General features: G+C 59.9%; 19 protein-coding genes. 7 read left to right on the forward strand and 12 right to left on the reverse strand.

What is annotated here, in order from left to right; all coding sequences use genetic code 11:
- The first annotated feature begins 132 nt into the window (after window positions 1-132).
- On the forward strand, window positions 133-747 hold the full coding sequence (gene rpsD, locus GRI58_RS08760) for a 30S ribosomal protein S4 (protein ID WP_160753223.1): 615 nt from the start codon (window positions 133-135) through the stop codon (window positions 745-747).
- 122 nt (window positions 748-869) lie between these two features.
- On the forward strand, window positions 870-1,040 hold the full coding sequence (locus GRI58_RS15440) for a hypothetical protein (protein ID WP_202386900.1): 171 nt from the start codon (window positions 870-872) through the stop codon (window positions 1,038-1,040).
- Between the two features lie 24 nt (window positions 1,041-1,064).
- Here GRI58_RS15440 and GRI58_RS08765 read toward each other — a convergent pair whose 3' ends face one another.
- The 10 genes from GRI58_RS08765 to GRI58_RS08810 all read right to left on the reverse strand — a co-directional run bounded on the left by GRI58_RS08765 (window position 1,065) and on the right by GRI58_RS08810 (window position 9,674).
- Complete coding sequence (locus GRI58_RS08765) at window positions 1,065-2,045, reverse strand: c-type cytochrome (RefSeq protein ID WP_237452208.1); 981 nt, start codon at window positions 2,043-2,045, stop codon at window positions 1,065-1,067.
- 51 nt (window positions 2,046-2,096) lie between these two features.
- Window positions 2,097-3,227, reverse strand: a complete 1,131-nt coding sequence (tgt, locus tag GRI58_RS08770; protein WP_160753224.1) for a tRNA guanosine(34) transglycosylase Tgt — start codon at window positions 3,225-3,227, stop codon at window positions 2,097-2,099.
- Window positions 3,227-4,258, reverse strand: a complete 1,032-nt coding sequence (locus GRI58_RS08775) for a DUF481 domain-containing protein (RefSeq protein ID WP_337190936.1) — start codon at window positions 4,256-4,258, stop codon at window positions 3,227-3,229. The genes tgt and GRI58_RS08775 overlap by 1 nt, the downstream gene beginning before the upstream one ends.
- Window positions 4,240-5,007 carry an ABC transporter permease gene (locus GRI58_RS08780; protein WP_160753225.1) on the reverse strand — a complete coding sequence of 256 codons (768 nt, stop codon included), beginning with the start codon at window positions 5,005-5,007 and terminating at the stop codon, window positions 4,240-4,242. The genes GRI58_RS08775 and GRI58_RS08780 overlap by 19 nt, the downstream gene beginning before the upstream one ends.
- Complete coding sequence (locus GRI58_RS08785; RefSeq protein ID WP_160753226.1) at window positions 5,004-5,948, reverse strand: ABC transporter ATP-binding protein; 945 nt, start codon at window positions 5,946-5,948, stop codon at window positions 5,004-5,006. Before GRI58_RS08785 ends, GRI58_RS08780 begins: the two co-directional genes overlap by 4 nt.
- 107 nt (window positions 5,949-6,055) lie before the next feature.
- Complete coding sequence (gene queA / locus GRI58_RS08790; RefSeq protein WP_160753227.1) at window positions 6,056-7,087, reverse strand: tRNA preQ1(34) S-adenosylmethionine ribosyltransferase-isomerase QueA; 1,032 nt, start codon at window positions 7,085-7,087, stop codon at window positions 6,056-6,058.
- Window positions 7,088-7,132: 45 nt separating this feature from the next.
- Complete coding sequence (locus GRI58_RS08795; protein ID WP_160753407.1) at window positions 7,133-7,888, reverse strand: peptidylprolyl isomerase; 756 nt, start codon at window positions 7,886-7,888, stop codon at window positions 7,133-7,135.
- A gap of 114 nt (window positions 7,889-8,002) precedes the next feature.
- The gene (gene coaD / locus GRI58_RS08800; protein WP_160753228.1) at window positions 8,003-8,515 is read right to left on the reverse strand and encodes a pantetheine-phosphate adenylyltransferase; all 513 of its coding nucleotides are present in this window, start codon (window positions 8,513-8,515) and stop codon (window positions 8,003-8,005) included.
- Window positions 8,512-9,417, reverse strand: a complete 906-nt coding sequence (locus GRI58_RS08805) for a polyprenyl synthetase family protein (RefSeq protein WP_160753229.1) — start codon at window positions 9,415-9,417, stop codon at window positions 8,512-8,514. The genes coaD and GRI58_RS08805 overlap by 4 nt, the downstream gene beginning before the upstream one ends.
- Window positions 9,418-9,422: 5 nt before the next feature.
- Entirely contained in the window at window positions 9,423-9,674 is a 252-nt protein-coding gene (locus GRI58_RS08810) for an exodeoxyribonuclease VII small subunit (protein WP_160753230.1), read from the reverse strand.
- Window positions 9,675-9,835: 161 nt separating this feature from the next.
- On the opposite strand from GRI58_RS08810, the gene GRI58_RS08815 reads away from it, so the two are divergent.
- From GRI58_RS08815 to GRI58_RS08830, 4 genes are read left to right on the forward strand one after another with little or no spacing between them, the layout of a single operon-like run.
- The gene (locus tag GRI58_RS08815) at window positions 9,836-10,486 is read left to right on the forward strand and encodes a metal-dependent hydrolase (protein WP_337190937.1); all 651 of its coding nucleotides are present in this window, start codon (window positions 9,836-9,838) and stop codon (window positions 10,484-10,486) included.
- Window positions 10,487-10,496: 10 nt separating this feature from the next.
- Window positions 10,497-12,764, forward strand: coding sequence for a phosphoribosylformylglycinamidine synthase subunit PurL (purL, locus tag GRI58_RS08820; RefSeq protein WP_160753232.1), 2,268 nt, complete (start codon window positions 10,497-10,499; stop codon window positions 12,762-12,764).
- Window positions 12,764-13,171, forward strand: coding sequence for a DUF3052 family protein (locus GRI58_RS08825; protein ID WP_160753233.1), 408 nt, complete (start codon window positions 12,764-12,766; stop codon window positions 13,169-13,171). Before purL ends, GRI58_RS08825 begins: the two co-directional genes overlap by 1 nt.
- A complete protein-coding gene (locus GRI58_RS08830) occupies window positions 13,168-13,833 on the forward strand; it encodes a nitroreductase family protein (protein WP_160753234.1) in 666 nt (221 codons plus the stop codon). The genes GRI58_RS08825 and GRI58_RS08830 overlap by 4 nt, the downstream gene beginning before the upstream one ends.
- 3 nt (window positions 13,834-13,836) lie before the next feature.
- On the opposite strand, the gene GRI58_RS08835 is transcribed toward GRI58_RS08830, so the two are convergent.
- The gene (locus tag GRI58_RS08835; protein ID WP_160753235.1) at window positions 13,837-14,679 is read right to left on the reverse strand and encodes a Coq4 family protein; all 843 of its coding nucleotides are present in this window, start codon (window positions 14,677-14,679) and stop codon (window positions 13,837-13,839) included.
- A 60-nt stretch (window positions 14,680-14,739) separates the two neighbouring features.
- Window positions 14,740-15,624, reverse strand: a complete 885-nt coding sequence (gene serB / locus GRI58_RS08840) for a phosphoserine phosphatase SerB (RefSeq protein WP_160753236.1) — start codon at window positions 15,622-15,624, stop codon at window positions 14,740-14,742.
- On the opposite strand from serB, the gene miaA reads away from it, so the two are divergent.
- Window positions 15,617-16,570 (forward strand): tRNA (adenosine(37)-N6)-dimethylallyltransferase MiaA, encoded by a 954-nt coding sequence (gene miaA, locus GRI58_RS08845; protein WP_160753237.1) that lies wholly within the window; start codon window positions 15,617-15,619, stop codon window positions 16,568-16,570. The genes serB and miaA overlap by 8 nt on opposite strands.
- Window positions 16,571-16,635: the final 65 nt, after the last annotated feature.

A 16,635-nucleotide genomic window follows, 5' to 3' on the forward strand; every position in this document is an offset into this window, starting at 1 on the left:
TGCTAGGGCGCTCGCTCGCGAATTGGTCCCGCACCCCGGTGAAGCGGTGGCCGCGCATGGCAGTGCCATGCGGTGCGATGCCGGGTTGAATGGCGAACCATTGGGGTTCGTCCTGCAAATTGGAGAAGACTTATGTCGAAGCGCAAGAGCGCCAAGTACAAACTCGACCGCCGGATGGGTGAAAACATCTGGGGCCGTCCGAATTCCCCCGTCAACAAGCGTTCCTATGGCCCCGGCCAGCATGGTCAGCGCCGCAAGGGGAAGACCAGCGACTTCGGTCTCCAGCTGCGCGCCAAGCAGAAGCTCAAGGGCTATTATGGCGACGTGACGGAAAAGCAGTTCAAGCGCACCTACACCGAAGCGTCCAAGATGAAGGGCGACACCAGCCAGAACCTGATTGGCCTGCTCGAGCGTCGTCTCGACATGATCGTCTATCGCGCCAAGTTCGCGCCTACGATCTTCGCCGCTCGCCAGCTGGTGAGCCACGGTCACATCCGGGTGAACGGTGTGAAGTGCAACATCGCCAGCCGCCGCTGCGACGTGAACGACGTCATCAGCCTTGGTAGCAAGGCAAAAGAAATGGCGCTGGTGATCGAAGCGCAAGGCCTGCCCGAGCGTGAAATTCCCGACTATGTCGCACCCGACGGCACCGACAAGGTGAGCTTCACCCGCGTGCCGCAGCTCGACGAAGTGCCTTACCCGGTCACCATGGAACCGAACCTCGTGGTCGAGTTTTATTCGCGCTGATTTCAGCGGCTTAATAAGACAGAAAAAAGGGCGGTCCAGCGGGCCGCCCTTTTTTTATCCATTCGTCGCATAAGGCACTGCTTGGAAGGAACTTTTACCGTCCTGCGCGTTGCTCAAATAGTATGATCCAATATCGTTTCATCACCGCAAAACAGCGTGGCAAATGGTACAATACGCTGATCGAAGCGCAACGCTTCGCAAGCAGGATCGGCGCAGGCTTTCTCGACGCGGCCGGCAATTTCGTGGCCTACCGCGGAACGGTGCTGGAAATGCGCAGTGTTCCGCAACCTTGAGACCGATCGAACATACCAAAGAGGCTATGGCGTCCCATCACCCAGCAAATCGCCACCAATAGTTTGCCCGTAGTAATCTCCCGACGCATGAAACTTCGACCGCGTTTCTGCAACCGACATACCTTTCTGTCGTGGGTCGGCCGGGCGTTCGTGACTATCGAGAAAAGCGGCAACATTCCACGCTTGCTGGTCGGTTAGCGAATTGCCCATGCCGAAGGGCATATTGGCTTTGACGAAGCCGGCGGCGTTTGCGACTTTGGCCATGCCCGCTCCCCAGTTGAACGAACGATCGCCCCATAGCGGAGGATAGAGATAGCCGCCCCTGGGATCAGGCGTTCCCTGCCCATTGGCACCGTGGCAACTGGAGCATTGTTCATCGAACACTTTTGCGCCCCTTGCTGGATCATATTCAACCTTCGCCAGCTTGGGGTAACCCCTGCCCTTCATGTCCGCACCAGTCGGAGCGCCGGTCGCGAGCCAGGCGAAATAGGTTTCAAGATCGCGATAGATATCGTCGCCCGGCGGGGGAGGCGTGCCAGCTGGTGAAGCCTGCGCATTCATCGAGTAGATGAAGCACCCCCTGATGCGATCTTCCATTGTGTTGATCTTGCCATTCTTGTCTCGCCACGCCGGATATCGGACCCAGGCTGCCCACATCGGCGACGCGTCGGCCTTGCGACCACCTTCCAGGTGACAGTTAGTGCAATTGAGCCCGCTACCAGCATAGCGCCGCGTATATATCTGGGTCTGGCGAAAGATAGCCTCACCGCGGCGGACTGCATCTCCCTGCGGCCCGGACGGGATGGCGGTTTCGGGAGGCGGGGAGAACATACCCGCGCTTGCAGTGCCAGCGGTAACTTCGGGTGGAATGGTGACTGCCGCGTGAGGTTGATCCCGTTCGCTGGCTATCACGATCGCCCAGAAAAGCGCGAGTGTGCCTAGAAAAACTGTGGCGATCTGCCAGGTCGGGGCACCGTTTCGATCATGCTTGCCGTTTGTGACCATGGCACAGCCTCCTTTGATGGAGGCACTTTTGTCATCTCGGCTAGCTATGCCTCAAGCTGAAAAATAGCTGCGCCTGAAGTCGCTCGCAAAGACTGCAAAGTTATTGGCAGCAATTGCATCGCGCATAGCCTGCATCAGCTGCTGATAGAACGCGATGTTGTGTTCGCTCATCAACATTGCCCCAAGGATCTCGCCGGCTTTGATGAGATGGTGGAGATAGGCGCGCGAATAAGTTGCACAGACCGAACAGGAGCAGCGCGCATCGAGTGGTTCGGTGTCCTCGGCAAACCGTGCATTCCTCAGATTGAGCGGTCCCATCCAGGTAAACGCTTGCCCATTGCGCCCCGACCTGGTGGGCAGCACGCAATCGAACATATCCACGCCGCGCTCCACCGCGCCGACAAGATCATCGGGCTTGCCCACGCCCATCAGATAGCGCGGCGCGTCCTCTGGCAGCATATCCGGCGCGGAATCTAGCGTGGCGAACATCGCCTCTTGCCCCTCACCCACTGCCAACCCGCCGATCGCATAACCGTCGAAGCCGATTTCGCGCAGCGCATCTGCCGATCGTTGGCGTAGCGTCTCGTTGAGTGCTCCCTGCTGGATGCCGAACAGCGCGGAGTTTGCGGCGTGTTGCCCCCCGGCATTGAAGGCGTCGCGGCTGCGCTTCGCCCAACGCATCGACATCTCCATGCTTGCCTCGATCTCGGCCAGCGGTCGGTCGGCGCGCGGGCATTCGTCGAAGGCCATCACGATGTCACTACCGAGCAGCAGCTGGATCTCCATCGAACGCTCGGGCGAGAGCATGTGTTTCGACCCATCGATATGGCTGCGAAACTCCACCCCGTCTTCAGTCAGCTTGCGCAGTTCGGACAGGCTCATCACCTGATATCCGCCGCTGTCGGTCAGGATCGGACGATCCCAGTTCATGAATTTGTGCAATCCTCCAAGCCGTGCCACTCGCTCGGCCCCCGGGCGCAACATGAGGTGATAGGTGTTGCCGAGGATAATATCCGCTCCGGTCGCGCGCACCGTCTCGGGCTTCATCGCCTTCACACTGGCCGCCGTACCCACCGGCATGAAAGCTGGCGTGCGAATGTCACCGCGCCGCATGGCGATGCGCCCTGTCCGTGCGCGTCCGTCAGTCGCCGTGACGGTGAAATGAAACCGTGGAGCAGACATCAGAAGCCGTAAACGAGCGTCACTCGCGAAATGGTGTCGGTCTTTTCCGCTCCGACCGGCGGGTTGCTGTCGTAGTTTATCTGATAGGTGAACTGGGTGCTGAACTTGGGCGTGATCTTGGCTTCAAGGCCGGTGGTGAGCGCTACAGTTGTGGTCGAGGAATCGAAGATAACGGTTCCGCTGCTGGCAGAATCGGCAACCAGATTGGAATTTTGGGTAAACTTCAGTGAATCCGCCAGCTTCCAGTCGAAGTCATAGCCGATTAATCCGGCAAGTCGTGTCTCACCTCCGCCACCGGCAGTGTACTCGGTTCGCCGAAGTGCGGGCCCAGCCTTGATTGACAGATTCATGTTGTTCGACTCGATGAGCTGATAGCCGACACCCAAAGACGTTGAATATCGAGCGTCAAAACCCTGAAAGGTGTCCCGCTCGAATTGGGCGAGACCATAGGCGAAGAAATTGTCGCGAATATCGTAACGTGGTTCGTAAAGAGCATTGTAACGCTCGCGCGTCGTAACTCCGTCAGAACGTTGGTAGTCAACGCTCGCCGAAATGTGGTGAGTCCAGTCGATCCCGGTGCGCTTGAGATCGATCGCCGCACTGATACCGATCGTGTCACTATTGCCGGTGGAGCGCGATCCGCCGAGTTGTCCTCTCCCCTTCCAACGATCAAAAACACTGGCGTGGCGAATGAGCAGTTCCTTGCGCTTTTCAGCCAACTTCGCGGCGTGTTTCTGGTCGGCCAGAAAAGCTGCGTTTAGAGCATCGATCTCGTCCGCCTCGGTCGGATTTGTTTCTTTTGCCAGGTCGATCACGGTGGCGACCTTCTTCGCATCGCCGGTTGCGATCGCCGCATCTATCATTGCACGAACGGGTGCAGGAATTTCGGCGAGTGCGGGCGTTGACGCAGCAAAGGTGGCGGCGACCGCCAAAATTGTCGATTGAATGCGCATAGCCTTGCGATAGCGATTTGAGGTCAGCGGATAAAGACCGTTGCCGTTCAACTCGTCGATCAATCCCTCAATCGCCACCCGGTCTTGAAGATGATCGATATTACCGTCACGCAAACCGCAAGGAACACAAATGTAATTCCGAGCGATATTCCGAAATGAACATCGGCCTGTCCGTAGAACGTCCATCTTAGTCCGCTGACGAGATAAACGATCGGGTTGAACAGCGCCACCGTGCTCCAGGGTTTGGGCAACATGTCGATCGAATAAAATGTTCCGCCGAGGAACGTCAGGGGGGTGAGGAACAATACCGGGATGATCCCGAGCTTTTCAAAACTGTCGGCCCAAACGCCCAGAATGAATCCGAACAGCGAAAAGCTGGCTGCGACCAGCATGATGTAGACCACAGCCAGGAATGGATGAGCGATGTGATACGGGACGAACAGCCGCGCAGTCGTCAAGATAATCGCGGCGAGGATCAGGCTCTTGGCCGCAGCAGCACCGACAAAGCCGATCAGCGTTTCAGCAACGCCAACCGGTGCTGAAAGCAGTTCGTAGATCGTCCCGGTAAACCGCGGCATGTAGATCCCGAAACTGGCGTTGCTGGTCGTTTCGCCCAGCAAGGTAAGCATCACTAGTCCGGGTATGATGAAAGCGGCGTAATCGACCCCACCCAAGGCCGGCATCCGTCCGCCAATCGCGGCTCCGAAGACAATGAAATAAAGCGATGTCGTCAGCACCGGTGCCAGGACCGATTGGAAGGCGGTGCGCAGAAAGCGCATCAGTTCACGCGTGAAGATTGACCATGTGCCACGAAGGTTCAAGCTCATACCGCAGCCTCCTGCTTGCCGAGAAGCGAGACGAAAATATCCTCAAGGCTGCTTTCGTGGGTGTCGATGGCGACGTAATCGATTCCTGCCGTCGTCAATGTCTTGGTCAGCTCGGCAACTTCGGCCTTGCCCTTGCCGGTCCCATCGCCCCCACGATAGCATAGTGCCGTCCCCTCTCGTTCCAGTTCGACTGGAAAGCGCGCGATGATCGCAGGTATCTCGCTCATCGGTTTGGCAAGCGTAATATGAGCCTCGGTCCGACCGAGCCGCTTCATCATCGCGTCTTTTTCATCGACCATGAGCAAGTGGCCCTTGTTGATGATACCCACCCGGTCGGCCATTTCCTCGGCTTCTTCGATGTAGTGCGTGGTCAGAATTATGGTGACGCCCCTTGCGCGCATTGCGTCGATCTGGCGCCACATATCCTTGCGTAATTCAACATCGACACCGGCAGTCGGCTCGTCGAGGAATAAGAGATCCGGTTCGTGCGCAAGCGCCTTGGCGATCAGGACACGGCGCTTCATTCCACCCGACAAAGCGCGGATCTGCTCTTTGCGCTTGTCCCACAGGCTGAGCGAACGCAGGACTTCCTCAAGCCGCGCCTTGTCCGGCGGCAATCCAAACAGCCCGCGCGAATAGGCAATCGCGTGCTCGACCGGCTCGAACATGTCGGTCGCCAGTTCCTGTGGCACCAGCCCGATCCTGCGGCGCGCCTTGCGCCAATCTTTTGCCAGATCGTGCCCAAACGCTCGCATGGTGCCGGAGGTTGGGCGCACGAGCCCACACACTGCGCCGATCAAGGTCGTCTTGCCTGCCCCGTTTGGACCCAGCAGGGCGAAAATTTCGCCCTTGCGGATGTTGAGATCGACTGAATCGAGCGCCTTCAGCCCGCCGGAGTAGACCTTGGTTAGGCCTTCGAGTTCGAGAATGGGATCCGCCATAATGCCCAATTAGGTAGCTGATGGCGCTGAGTCACGATCGGAATGCGTTGCGAGCGAATAGCCACCCTACTTCGTGATCGCTGAGACCCGTAGGAAGCCGACAACGTTCAGGGGAGCAGCAACGAGGAATCACCATAAGAGTAGAAGCGATACTCATGCTCAATGGCGTGAGCGTAAACTTCCTGCATTCGCTCCCGCCCCATCAGGGCACTGACCAGCATGAACAAAGTCGATCGGGGCAGGTGGAAATTGGTCATCAGTCCGTCGATCGCGCGAAACCGATAGCCAGGTGTAATGAAGATATCCGTATCGCCGGCAAAAGGCTGGATCGTGCCGTCTTCACTGGCTGCACTTTCCAGCAGGCGGAGGCTGGTGGTGCCCACCGCAATCACGCGCCCGCCGTTGAGGCGCACGGCGTTGAGCCGATCAGCCACGCCGGAATCGATCCTACCCCATTCGGAATGCATGACATGGTCGTCGGTATCGTCGGCCTTGACGGGTAGAAATGTGCCCGCCCCTACGTGCAGCGTCAGTGTTTCGCGACCGATACCGGCTTCGTCCAGGGCAGCGACCAGTCCGGGTGTAAAGTGCAAGGCGGCTGTAGGCGCTGCCACCGCGCCATCCTCACGCGCGAAGTACGTCTGGTAGTCCTCTCGGTCAGCATCATCGGTCACTCGTTTGCCTGCGATATAGGGCGGCAGGGGCATGGTCCCGGCACGTTCCAGCAGGACTTCGACCGGTTCGTCACCAGCGAAAGAAAGTGTCCAGCTGCCGTCAGAATGGCGTATTTCCGCCACCGCTGCAACGCCGTGCCCGAAGTCGATCGCGTCACCGGTGTGCAATCGCTTGGCATTGCGGATAAAGGCCTGCCAGCGCCTGAGATCGATACGCTTGTGCAGAGTCGCGCCAATCTTCGCGTCGCCCCGCCGCCCTTCCAGCTGTGCGGGAATTACGCGTGTATCGTTGAACACCAGCACATCGCTGGGGTTCAGCAGGGCGGGCAAATCGTGGACATTGGCATCGACGAAGGGAGACGTGGCACCACGAGCCACCAGCATCTTCGCGGCGTCGCGCGGACGCACCGGACGCAGAGCGATACGTTCTTTCGGAAGCTCGAAATCAAACAGGTCGACGTTCATGGCGCCGCGCCTAGCGGTGCAGCACACCGATGAACAGAGCCCAAACTACTGCGGTGAGGAGTCCTCATCATCCGATTGCTGACCATCCGCCGCGCCGGACTGATCCGAAGCAATCGGCGCATTGAGATCGCTCGCGGTGATCGGCTTGGCGGTGCCGGGAGCCGGGGCCGGCGGCGGAGCCATGTTCTGATCGGCGAGCGAGGCCTGGACAATACGGGTCGGATCCGTCGGCGGCTCACCGCGATGAATCTCATCGACCGCAGCCATATTGTCGATCACGCGACCGAAAACCGTATAATGCTTGTCGAGAGCGAAACGCGGATAGAACATGATGTAGAACTGGCTGTTCGCGCTGTCATCGCTGGCAGCGCGCGCCATCGCCACCGTACCGCGCAGGTGTGGCTGCGGATTGAACTCGGCCTTGAGATCCGGAAGCTTCGATCCGCCTTGGCCGGTGCCGGTGGGATCGCCGGTCTGCGCCATGAAACCGTCAATCACGCGGTGGAAGATCACGCCATTGTAGAAACCTTGACGCGTCAGCGTCTTAATCCGCTCGACCGCATTGGGGGCCCATTGCGGCATCAGCCGGATGGCAACACGCTGGCCATTCGACAGGTCCAGCAGCAGGATATTGTCGCGATCGTCCTGCATGTTGTAGTCGATTGGCGCATATACGCCCTTGCCGTTTTCCGCAGTAGCAGTCGCAGCCGGAGCAGCGGCAGGCTTGTCTTTCGCGACAGCGGCGATCGGGGACAGCGTGAGCGCTGCAAGGGTAACGAAAGCGAACGAGGCCTTGAACATCGGGTATCCGTCGAAATTGGGGGGCTCAGTCACGAGCGTCTAGCCGTGAGGGGCTGTCACTGCAATGAATAGCTGTCGCTCGTCCCCAGCCATGCAAAAACTCCTGCACGACAATCAGTAGTCTCCCAATTGCCCTTTCGCGGCCACCCGGCGATTGACGTCGTCCTTTACAGCAGCACTGACGAAGGGGCTGATATCACCGCCGAACAGCGCGATTTCCTTGACCAGCTTGGACGCGATCGGCTGCAAGGAGACATCCGCCATCAGGAACATCGTCTCGATATTATGGTCGAGCTGCTGGTTCATACCCGCCATCTGATATTCATATTCGAAGTCCGCCACGGCGCGCAGCCCGCGGATCAGGACATTCGCTCCTGTCTTTCGGGCAAATTTCACCAGCAGCGCGTTGAACCCGACCACCTCGACATTGTCGAGCCCGAGACCTTGGACCTCTCGTTTAACCATCTGAAGGCGTTCGTCGGTCTCGAACATCGGATTTTTCGAAGGATTGGTCGTCACACCGATGATGAGCCGATCGACCAGTTTCGATCCGCGGCGGATTATGTCGGCATGGCCGAGAGTAATCGGGTCGAAAGTGCCCGGATAAATCCCGATGCGTTCACTCACCTGTCTCTCTCCACGATAAACCGCGCCAGCGCGGTCAGCAGACTGGCGTCCTCTCCATAGGAAGCCAAAATCCCGATCGCCTGCTCGACCAGCATATTCGCTTGCGAGCGCGCCTTGTCTGCACCCATCAGCGAAACGAAAGTCGCCTTGCCCTGCCCCTCGTCCTTGCGCAGCGCCTTGCCTGCCAGCGCTTCATCGCCCTCCACGTCGAGCAGGTCGTCGGCGATCTGAAAGGCCAGCCCGATATCGCGAGCATAGGCGCGCAGATGGGTGCGTCCTTCCGGCGCCACGCGTCCCAGGATCGCTCCCATCTCGACACTGGCTGCAAGTAGTGCCCCAGTCTTCAATTGCTGGAGCCGAGTAATCTGCCCCAGATCAAACTGTTCCTGTTCGGCGACGATATCCATCATCTGGCCACCCGCCATGCCGTCATGCCCGCTTGCTTTAGCAAGGGTTGCGACAAGTTCAGACCGAACGAAAGGATCGCTGCTGGTATCGCGGTGACAAAGAATATCGAACGCCAGCGCGTGGAGCGAATCTCCGGCCAGCACAGCGGTCGCCTCGTCGAATGCCTTGTGCACGCTGGGCTTGCCGTGGCGCATGGCATCATCGTCCATGCATGGCAGATCATCGTGGATCAACGAATAAGAATGGATCGCCTCTATCGCGCAGGCTGCGTTGATTGAACTGGTTCGCGAAACGCCGAACATATCCGCCGTCGCGATCAACAGCAGCGGCCGGACACGCTTTCCCCCACCGATCGTGGCATGGCGCATCGCCTCTACAAGACGGCGTCGCGCATCGTCGGGCACCGGGAGCCACGCGTCAAAAGCGCTATCGATATCGGACTGGACCCGCGCCAGCGCGTCTGTCAGCAAATTATCGACGAGCTCCCCCGACATGGAGTTCACGAAGCCGCGTCGAACGGTGTGGTGCCAGCTGGCTTGCCATCCGGGCCGGCAACGATCTTCTCGATCCGCGCCTGCGCCGCGTCGAGCCGTGCCTGACAATGCAAGCGAAAGTTCTCTCCACGCTCATACAGCGCGATGCTCTCATCGAGCGGCACCTCGCCGCTTTCCAGTCGCTTCACGATGCCTTCCAGCGCGCGCAGCGCATCTTCGAAACTCATCGTGGCGATATCGTCAACTGCGTCGGTCATCGGGATCAAGCATTGACCGGGCGCGTGCGCTGGGTCAAGTTGCGAGCTGTGTCGGGCGGGGCGATAATGGGGATTGAAGGTATTCTGATTGGTGGTTTCGACACCAGACGGCGGCCAACGGGACCGGGCCGTTGTTCATAGGTCATTTCGCCTCGGCTTTGGTGGCCCGCGGCCTCACCGAGGAAGCGCCCAAACTCGGCACATTGTTCGTCGCGGCGCAGCTGGTCGATATCGCGTTCTTCACTTTCGTGATCCTCGGCGTGGAACATATGCGCATCGTTCCGGGCATTACCGCGATGAACCCGATGGATCTTTATTCCATGCCTTTTACCCACAGTCTGCTTGCCAGCGCCTGGTGGGCGCTGGCCATGGCTGGATTTCTGATGCTGAAGCGTCGCAATGCCGTCGCCGCGCTATGGGCAGGAATTGTGGTGCTGTCGCATTGGGTGCTAGACCTGCTGGTTCATCGCCCCGATCTGACGCTGCTCGGCACACCGCCGAAGCTGGGGCTGGGCTTGTGGAACTATCCACTGATCGAAATGCCGCTGGAGATCGGCATCACCCTGCTTGCGTTCTGGTTCTACATGCGCCGCACGCGCGGGCCAGTTGGCCCACCGCTGATCCTGCTGTTTGTGATGTTCGTGCTTCAGGCGATCAACTGGTTCGCTCCCGAACCGACCGCCTACAGCATCGCGATCCCGCTCAGCGCGCTATTCGCCTATGCGGTGCTCATAGCGTTAGCGAGTTGGGTAAGCTCGACAAGATGGCATAGACGCGAAGTGGGACTGGCAGTGCCGACCATGCGCCGCTAAAGGCGCTTCCATGCTAGCTGAGTCCCCCACGATCACCCCGGATATCGTTGAACAGCACGGTCTGAATCCGGAAGAATACCAACGCGTGCTCAACGCCCTTGGTCGAGAGCCCAATCTGGTCGAGCTCGGTATCTTCTCGGTCATGTGGTCGGAGCATTGCAGCTATAAAAGCTCACGCTTCCATCTCAAGAAGCTACCGACCGAAGCGCCGTGGGTAATCTGTGGGCCGGGCGAGAACGCTGGCGTCATCGATATCGGCGATGGACAGGCGGCCATCTTCAAGATGGAGAGCCACAACCACCCGAGCTACATCGAACCCTATCAGGGCGCAGCCACAGGCGTCGGCGGCATCCTGCGCGATGTCTTCACCATGGGCGCGCGGCCCGTCGCCAACGCCAATGCGCTGCGTTTCGGGCGGCCAGACCATCCCAAGATGAAGCATCTCGTCAAGGGCGTGGTCGCGGGCATCGGCGGCTACGGCAATTGCGTGGGCGTGCCGACCGTGGCGGGCGAAACCAATTTTGACGCCGCTTACGATGGCAATATCCTCGTCAACGCGATGACCGTGGGCGTGGCCGATGCAGAGCGCATTTTCTATTCAGCGGCAACCGGGGTGGGCAACCCGATCGTCTATGTCGGCTCCAAGACAGGGCGCGACGGTATTCACGGCGCCACCATGGCCAGCGCCGATTTCGGCGAGGACAGCGAAGAGAAACGGCCCACCGTGCAGGTCGGCGACCCGTTCACAGAAAAGCTGCTGATCGAGGCGTGCCTCGAATTGATGGCAACCGATGCCATAGTCGCGATCCAGGACATGGGTGCGGCGGGCCTCACCTCTTCCAGCGTCGAGATGGCGAGCAAGGGCGGCGCCGGCATTCGGCTCGACATGAACGCCGTGCCCTGTCGCGAAGAAGGCATGACGCCGTACGATATGATGCTGAGCGAGAGCCAGGAGCGGATGCTCATGGTGTTAAAGCCCGGCCGTGAGGGCGAAGCGGAAGCGATCTTCCGCAAGTGGGAACTCGATTTCGCAGTAATCGGTGAAGTGACCGATACGGGTCGCATGGTGCTCGATTTTGACGGCGAGACGGTGTGCGACATTCCGCTTGGTCCGCTGGCCGACGATGCTCCGGAATACGAGCGCCCCTATCTCAGCCGTTCGGAATATAGGAACTGGGCCCAGATAAAGTCAGTCGAATCGCTCCCCAAGGACTGCGACATCGGGGCGGACCTGCTCAAGCTGATGCGCTCACCCGCCTTCGCCTCGCGCCGTTGGATATGGGAGCAATACGATCGGCAAGTCGGTGCGGACACCATGCAGACAGGCGGCGATGCCGGGATCGTGCGGGTCCATGGGACCGGCAAGGCGTTGGCAATCACCACCGATTGCACTCCGCGCTATTGCTATGCCGATCCGCTGGAAGGCGGCAAGCAGGCGATCGCCGAGGCTTATCGCAACCTGAGCGCGGTCGGTGCAAGGCCACTGGCGGTGACGAACTGCCTCAATTTCGCCAATCCCCAACGCCCAGAAATCATGAGCCAGCTGGTTCATGCACTTGAGGGCATGGGAGAGGCTTGCCGCGCGCTCGACTTCCCGATCGTGAGCGGCAATGTCAGCCTCTACAACGAGAGCAAGGCCACCGGAGGCGGATCGGCGATCCTGCCCACTCCTGCAATCGGTGGGGTCGGACTGATCGAGGATAGCAGCCGAACCGCAGGCATAGCCTTCGCGGGCGAAGCGCACCGCCTGCTGTTGATTGGTGCCGATCCGGACTCGGCTCCGGAGCTGGGGTGTTCGAGCTGGCTGGACATCTGCCATGGCCGCAGGGAAGGATTGCCGCCGAAGGTCAACCTTGACGCTGAGCGCAAACATGGCGAATTCGTCCGTGAACTGATCGGTCAGGGACTGGCATCTGCCGTGCACGACGTTTCGGACGGTGGAATTCTGGTTGCGGTGACCGAAATGGCACTCGCGTCCGGCATTGGTGCCCGCCTGCATACGACCGCGTTCGAAGACTATGTCGATGCGGAAAAGCTGCAACACGCGTGGTCGCTCTTTGCCGAAAATCAGGGACGTTACGTCGTCAGCGAACCGCTCGGCTCGGACGCAGTCACCACGCTGGCGAAAAAGCAGGGCATCGGGTGCTGCTTCATCGGCTGGACCGGTGGCGACAGCGTGGTGATAGCGCCCAATTGCGAAGAGACCATTGCCGAAGTTTCGCTCGACGAGCTGCGTGACGCCCATGACAGCTTCTTCCGTGACTGGATGGAGAACTGATGTCAGCGGGCTATTCCGGCACGCCGCTCGCCAGGAAGCTCGACCTGCGTGACGATCAGCGCGTTTGGTTTGCTGGAATGCCGGACGATGTCCGCGACGAAATCGACGAATACGCGCTTGATCTGATATTTGTCGCCGATCCGGCGGAAGGGATCGATGCCGCGCTTATCTTCATCACCGAGCGATCGCCTCTCGAGCGGCATCTCGCCAGCCTGCGCCATCAGATTGCAGCCGACGGGCTGGTATGGGTCAGCTGGCCCAAACAGGCAGCGAAGGTTGCGACCGACATTACCGAAGACACGATCCGCGAGATCGCGCTGCCGCTCGGGTTGGTCGACACCAAGGTTTGCGCCGTCAACGATATCTGGTCGGGCCTCAAGCTGGTGATCCGCAAGGAGTTGCGGTGAACGAGCAAGCCTTCCCCCCGTTGCCTCGCCATAGCGACGAAGAACGCATCGCTCGCGCCCGTGCCGCTTTTGAGCGCCTGTCCACTCGCCGCACCTGTCGGGCCTTCGCCGACACGCCCGTTCCCCGCGAGGTCATCGAATATGCAATCCGCACCGCCGGAACCGCCCCATCGGGCGCCAACCATCAGCCGTGGCATTTCACGGCTGTATCGTCACCGGAGATCAAACGCGCCATCCGTCTTGCCGCCGAAGAAGAGGAACGCGAGTTCTATGCGACCCGCGCGAGCGAGGAATGGCTCGCCGCCCTCGCCCCGCTCGGCACCGATCACGACAAGCCGTTCCTCGAAATCGCGCCCTGGCTGATCGTCTGCTTCGCGCAGCGCAAGGGCGGGATCGAGGAAGATGGCAAGGCGTCCAACTATTACGTCACGGAAAGCGTCGGGATCGCTTGCGGATTGCTGCTGGCGAGTTTGCAGGAGGCTGGGCTGGCGACTCTGACGCACACGCCCTCGCCCATGGGTTTCCTGCGAGATATTTGCGGGCGGCCTGCGCATGAAAAACCGCTGATGATCATTGTCGCCGGGCATCCTTCACCCGATGCCACGGTCACGGAACACGCAATGCGAAAGAAGCCTCTGGAGCAGATTTCCAGCTGGCTTTGACGCTCAGGCCGCTTGCAGTTCCGGGGGCGTAGCCAGCAAATCAAACGGATCGATCCCGCGGGCCTGCCAATATTCGTGGCACTTTTGGTAGGTTGCCGGCGGACGGATGTTGAACGTCCGACGCACTTCTTCGAGCGGACGCGCAAGCAGTTCTCGGATCGGCATCTCGGCGACGCGCGGGCAAGCCTTGCCCAGCTTCTGTCCCTCACGCACCGCCGCCACAACAGGCGCCCCATGCGCGTGGTGCTTGCGCATATGGAAAGCGCCGGCATAGGCGATGAAGATATTGCCCAGTCCGCCGTTCTGCCCGTGCGTGAAGGCCAGCACGCATTGTTCGCCAAGCGCATCGCGGCTGTAGCCGGTCAGCACATGCAGCAGGTCGTGCGTGTCACGATATCGGTTGATGTACCATTCGAACAAATCGCCATACTTCGGACGATCGCCGAGAAACTTGTCATACTCCGCGACCAGCCCGGCGGCAGTCAGCCCCTGACTTTCCATGAAATGGAGATAAGCATGGGCGACGCTGTTTTCGGGCAGCCTGCGCAACGCATCATGGTCATCGAGCAGATCGGGCAAGTAGGGCTCGCTAGCCCGGATGCGCTGCCCTTCTTCGCTGAGCGCGAAGCGGCGCGCACGCGGTTCGAGATCGCGTGATGGGAGCGACTCGAAAATGCGGAACACCTCCTCGGTGTTTTCCTTGTCCTTGAGCAGCTCGCGAAAATGATGCCACGCCTTGAGCGGACGCATTTTCAGATGTTGACGATCGGGATGGAACACCAGCGTTCCATCAGGCCCGGTTTCGACGGATTTTCCCGTGCTTCCTGCAAAACTGCTTTCGCTCATCACTGCCATCCTTACTGACAACGATGTCAGTATAGGTGCAGCTGAGCGACAAATCCAGTCCTAACTGGCGACCCACTCGCTCTTGGGGATGCCCAGCAGGCTCAGGACCGATGTGAGATCCCCGCGCTCGATCCAGCCATCGGCAGCCATGCGAGCCTTTGGCTTGGCTCGGTATGCCAAACCATAGTCGGCCGCCGCGATCATCGGAATGTCGTTCGCGCCGTCGCCCATTGCCAGCACACCTGCGGCAGGGCCGAGATTGTCGGCTTCCTCCCGCAGCGTCGCAAGCTTGGTCGACGCATCGCTGATCGGTCCGGCCAGTTCTCCTGTCAGACTGCCGCCCGCCACGCCAAGGCGATTGCCTACCACCCGCTCGAAACCGATCATTTCCGCCACAGGATCGGCAAAGTGATGGAAGCCGCCTGTGACCAGCACACACCGACACCCCTTGGACTTGAGCGTCTCTACCAACACCCTTGCACCGGCGACCGGTTCGATACGCTCGCTAAGGCACCGCCCTATTGCGGACTCATCCAGTCCGCGCAGCAACCCCACCCGCTCTGCCAGCGCCGTGGGAAAATCGATCTCGCCCTGCATCGCCCTTTCAGTAATTGCAGCGATCTGTGGTTTCAGATTGGCGAAATCCGCCAATTCGTCGATGCACTCCTGCCCGATCATGGTGGAATCCATGTCCGACACGAACAGTCGGGGAATTTCCACCGCATCCTGGGTTACCAGCAGGTCACTGGGCTTGAAATGCGCGTCGAGAACCTTGCGCAACACTGCGGCATCGCCATCCGGCAGCATGATCTGGAGAACGTCGCCGCAGAAATCGAGCATGGTGGCCGCGGCTACCCGCATACCCTTGACCTCCAGCGCTTCGCTCGCAGCGTCGAGCTTGCTTTCCAGTCCCTCCTTGTCTGCTATCAACCTTGCGATGAGCACCAGTAATTCTCCTGAGAAAGCGCCGCTCGCGCTCATCGCAGGGCCGACTGCGAGCGGCAAGAGCGATCTGGCGGTTGCGCTGGCGCAGCGGCTGGAAGCCGGTGGCCGACGGGCAGTGATACTGAACGCCGACAGCGCGCAGGTCTATGCCGACCTCTGCATCCTATCGGCACGCCCTACCCCAGAAGACATGGGCGGGATCGAACATCGCCTGTTCGGCACCTGGGATGGGGCTCAGCCGTGCTCGGCAGCAGATTGGGCGCAGGCTGCACGCACCGAGATTGCTGCGCTTCACAAGGAGGGCGCCGTTCCGATTCTGGTGGGAGGAACCGGGCTTTACCTGCGCACCTTGCTGGAAGGTATCGCGCCCGTGCCTCCCATCGATCCGGAAATCCGCGCTACGGTGCGCGCGATGGATCAGGGCAGCGCGCATGAAGCGCTTGGAAAAGAAGACCCGCTTGCGGCAAGCCGTATTGCGTGGGCCGATCAGGCCAGGACTATGCGGGCGCTGGAGGTCATCCGCTCGACAGGCCGCCCGCTCTCCGAATGGCAGAAACGCAAGAGCGGTGGGATCGGAGCCTTAGTGGCCCTTCATCCGCTGATCCTGCTGCCTCCACGCGCGTGGCTCTACGAAAGATGTGACCGGCGATTCGCGGCGATGCTGGATGGCGGTGCAGGGCAGGAGGTGTCTGACCTGCTCGATCGCAATCTCGATCCCGATCTGCCGGTGATGCGCGCCATAGGAGTGCGCGAGATCGCCGGATTGCTCGCGGGCAATCTGACCGCGGATGAAGCACTCGCCGCTGGCCAACAGGCGACGCGGCGTTATGCGAAAAGGCAATACACATGGTTCAGCCATCAACCGCCCAAGGAATGGTTGTGCAGCGAGTCTGAAAATTGTTCATTTCAAGACTATTTTGTATCTTTATTACGCCAAACGAGTTGACGAAGCAGTTTTACGCTGCCAATAGGGGCTGCAGATCGGCCCGCGCGTAACCCCCGCGCCGGGCC

It is taken from the genome of Qipengyuania algicida (assembly GCF_009828025.1).
GTDB lineage: Bacteria > Pseudomonadota > Alphaproteobacteria > Sphingomonadales > Sphingomonadaceae > Qipengyuania > Qipengyuania algicida.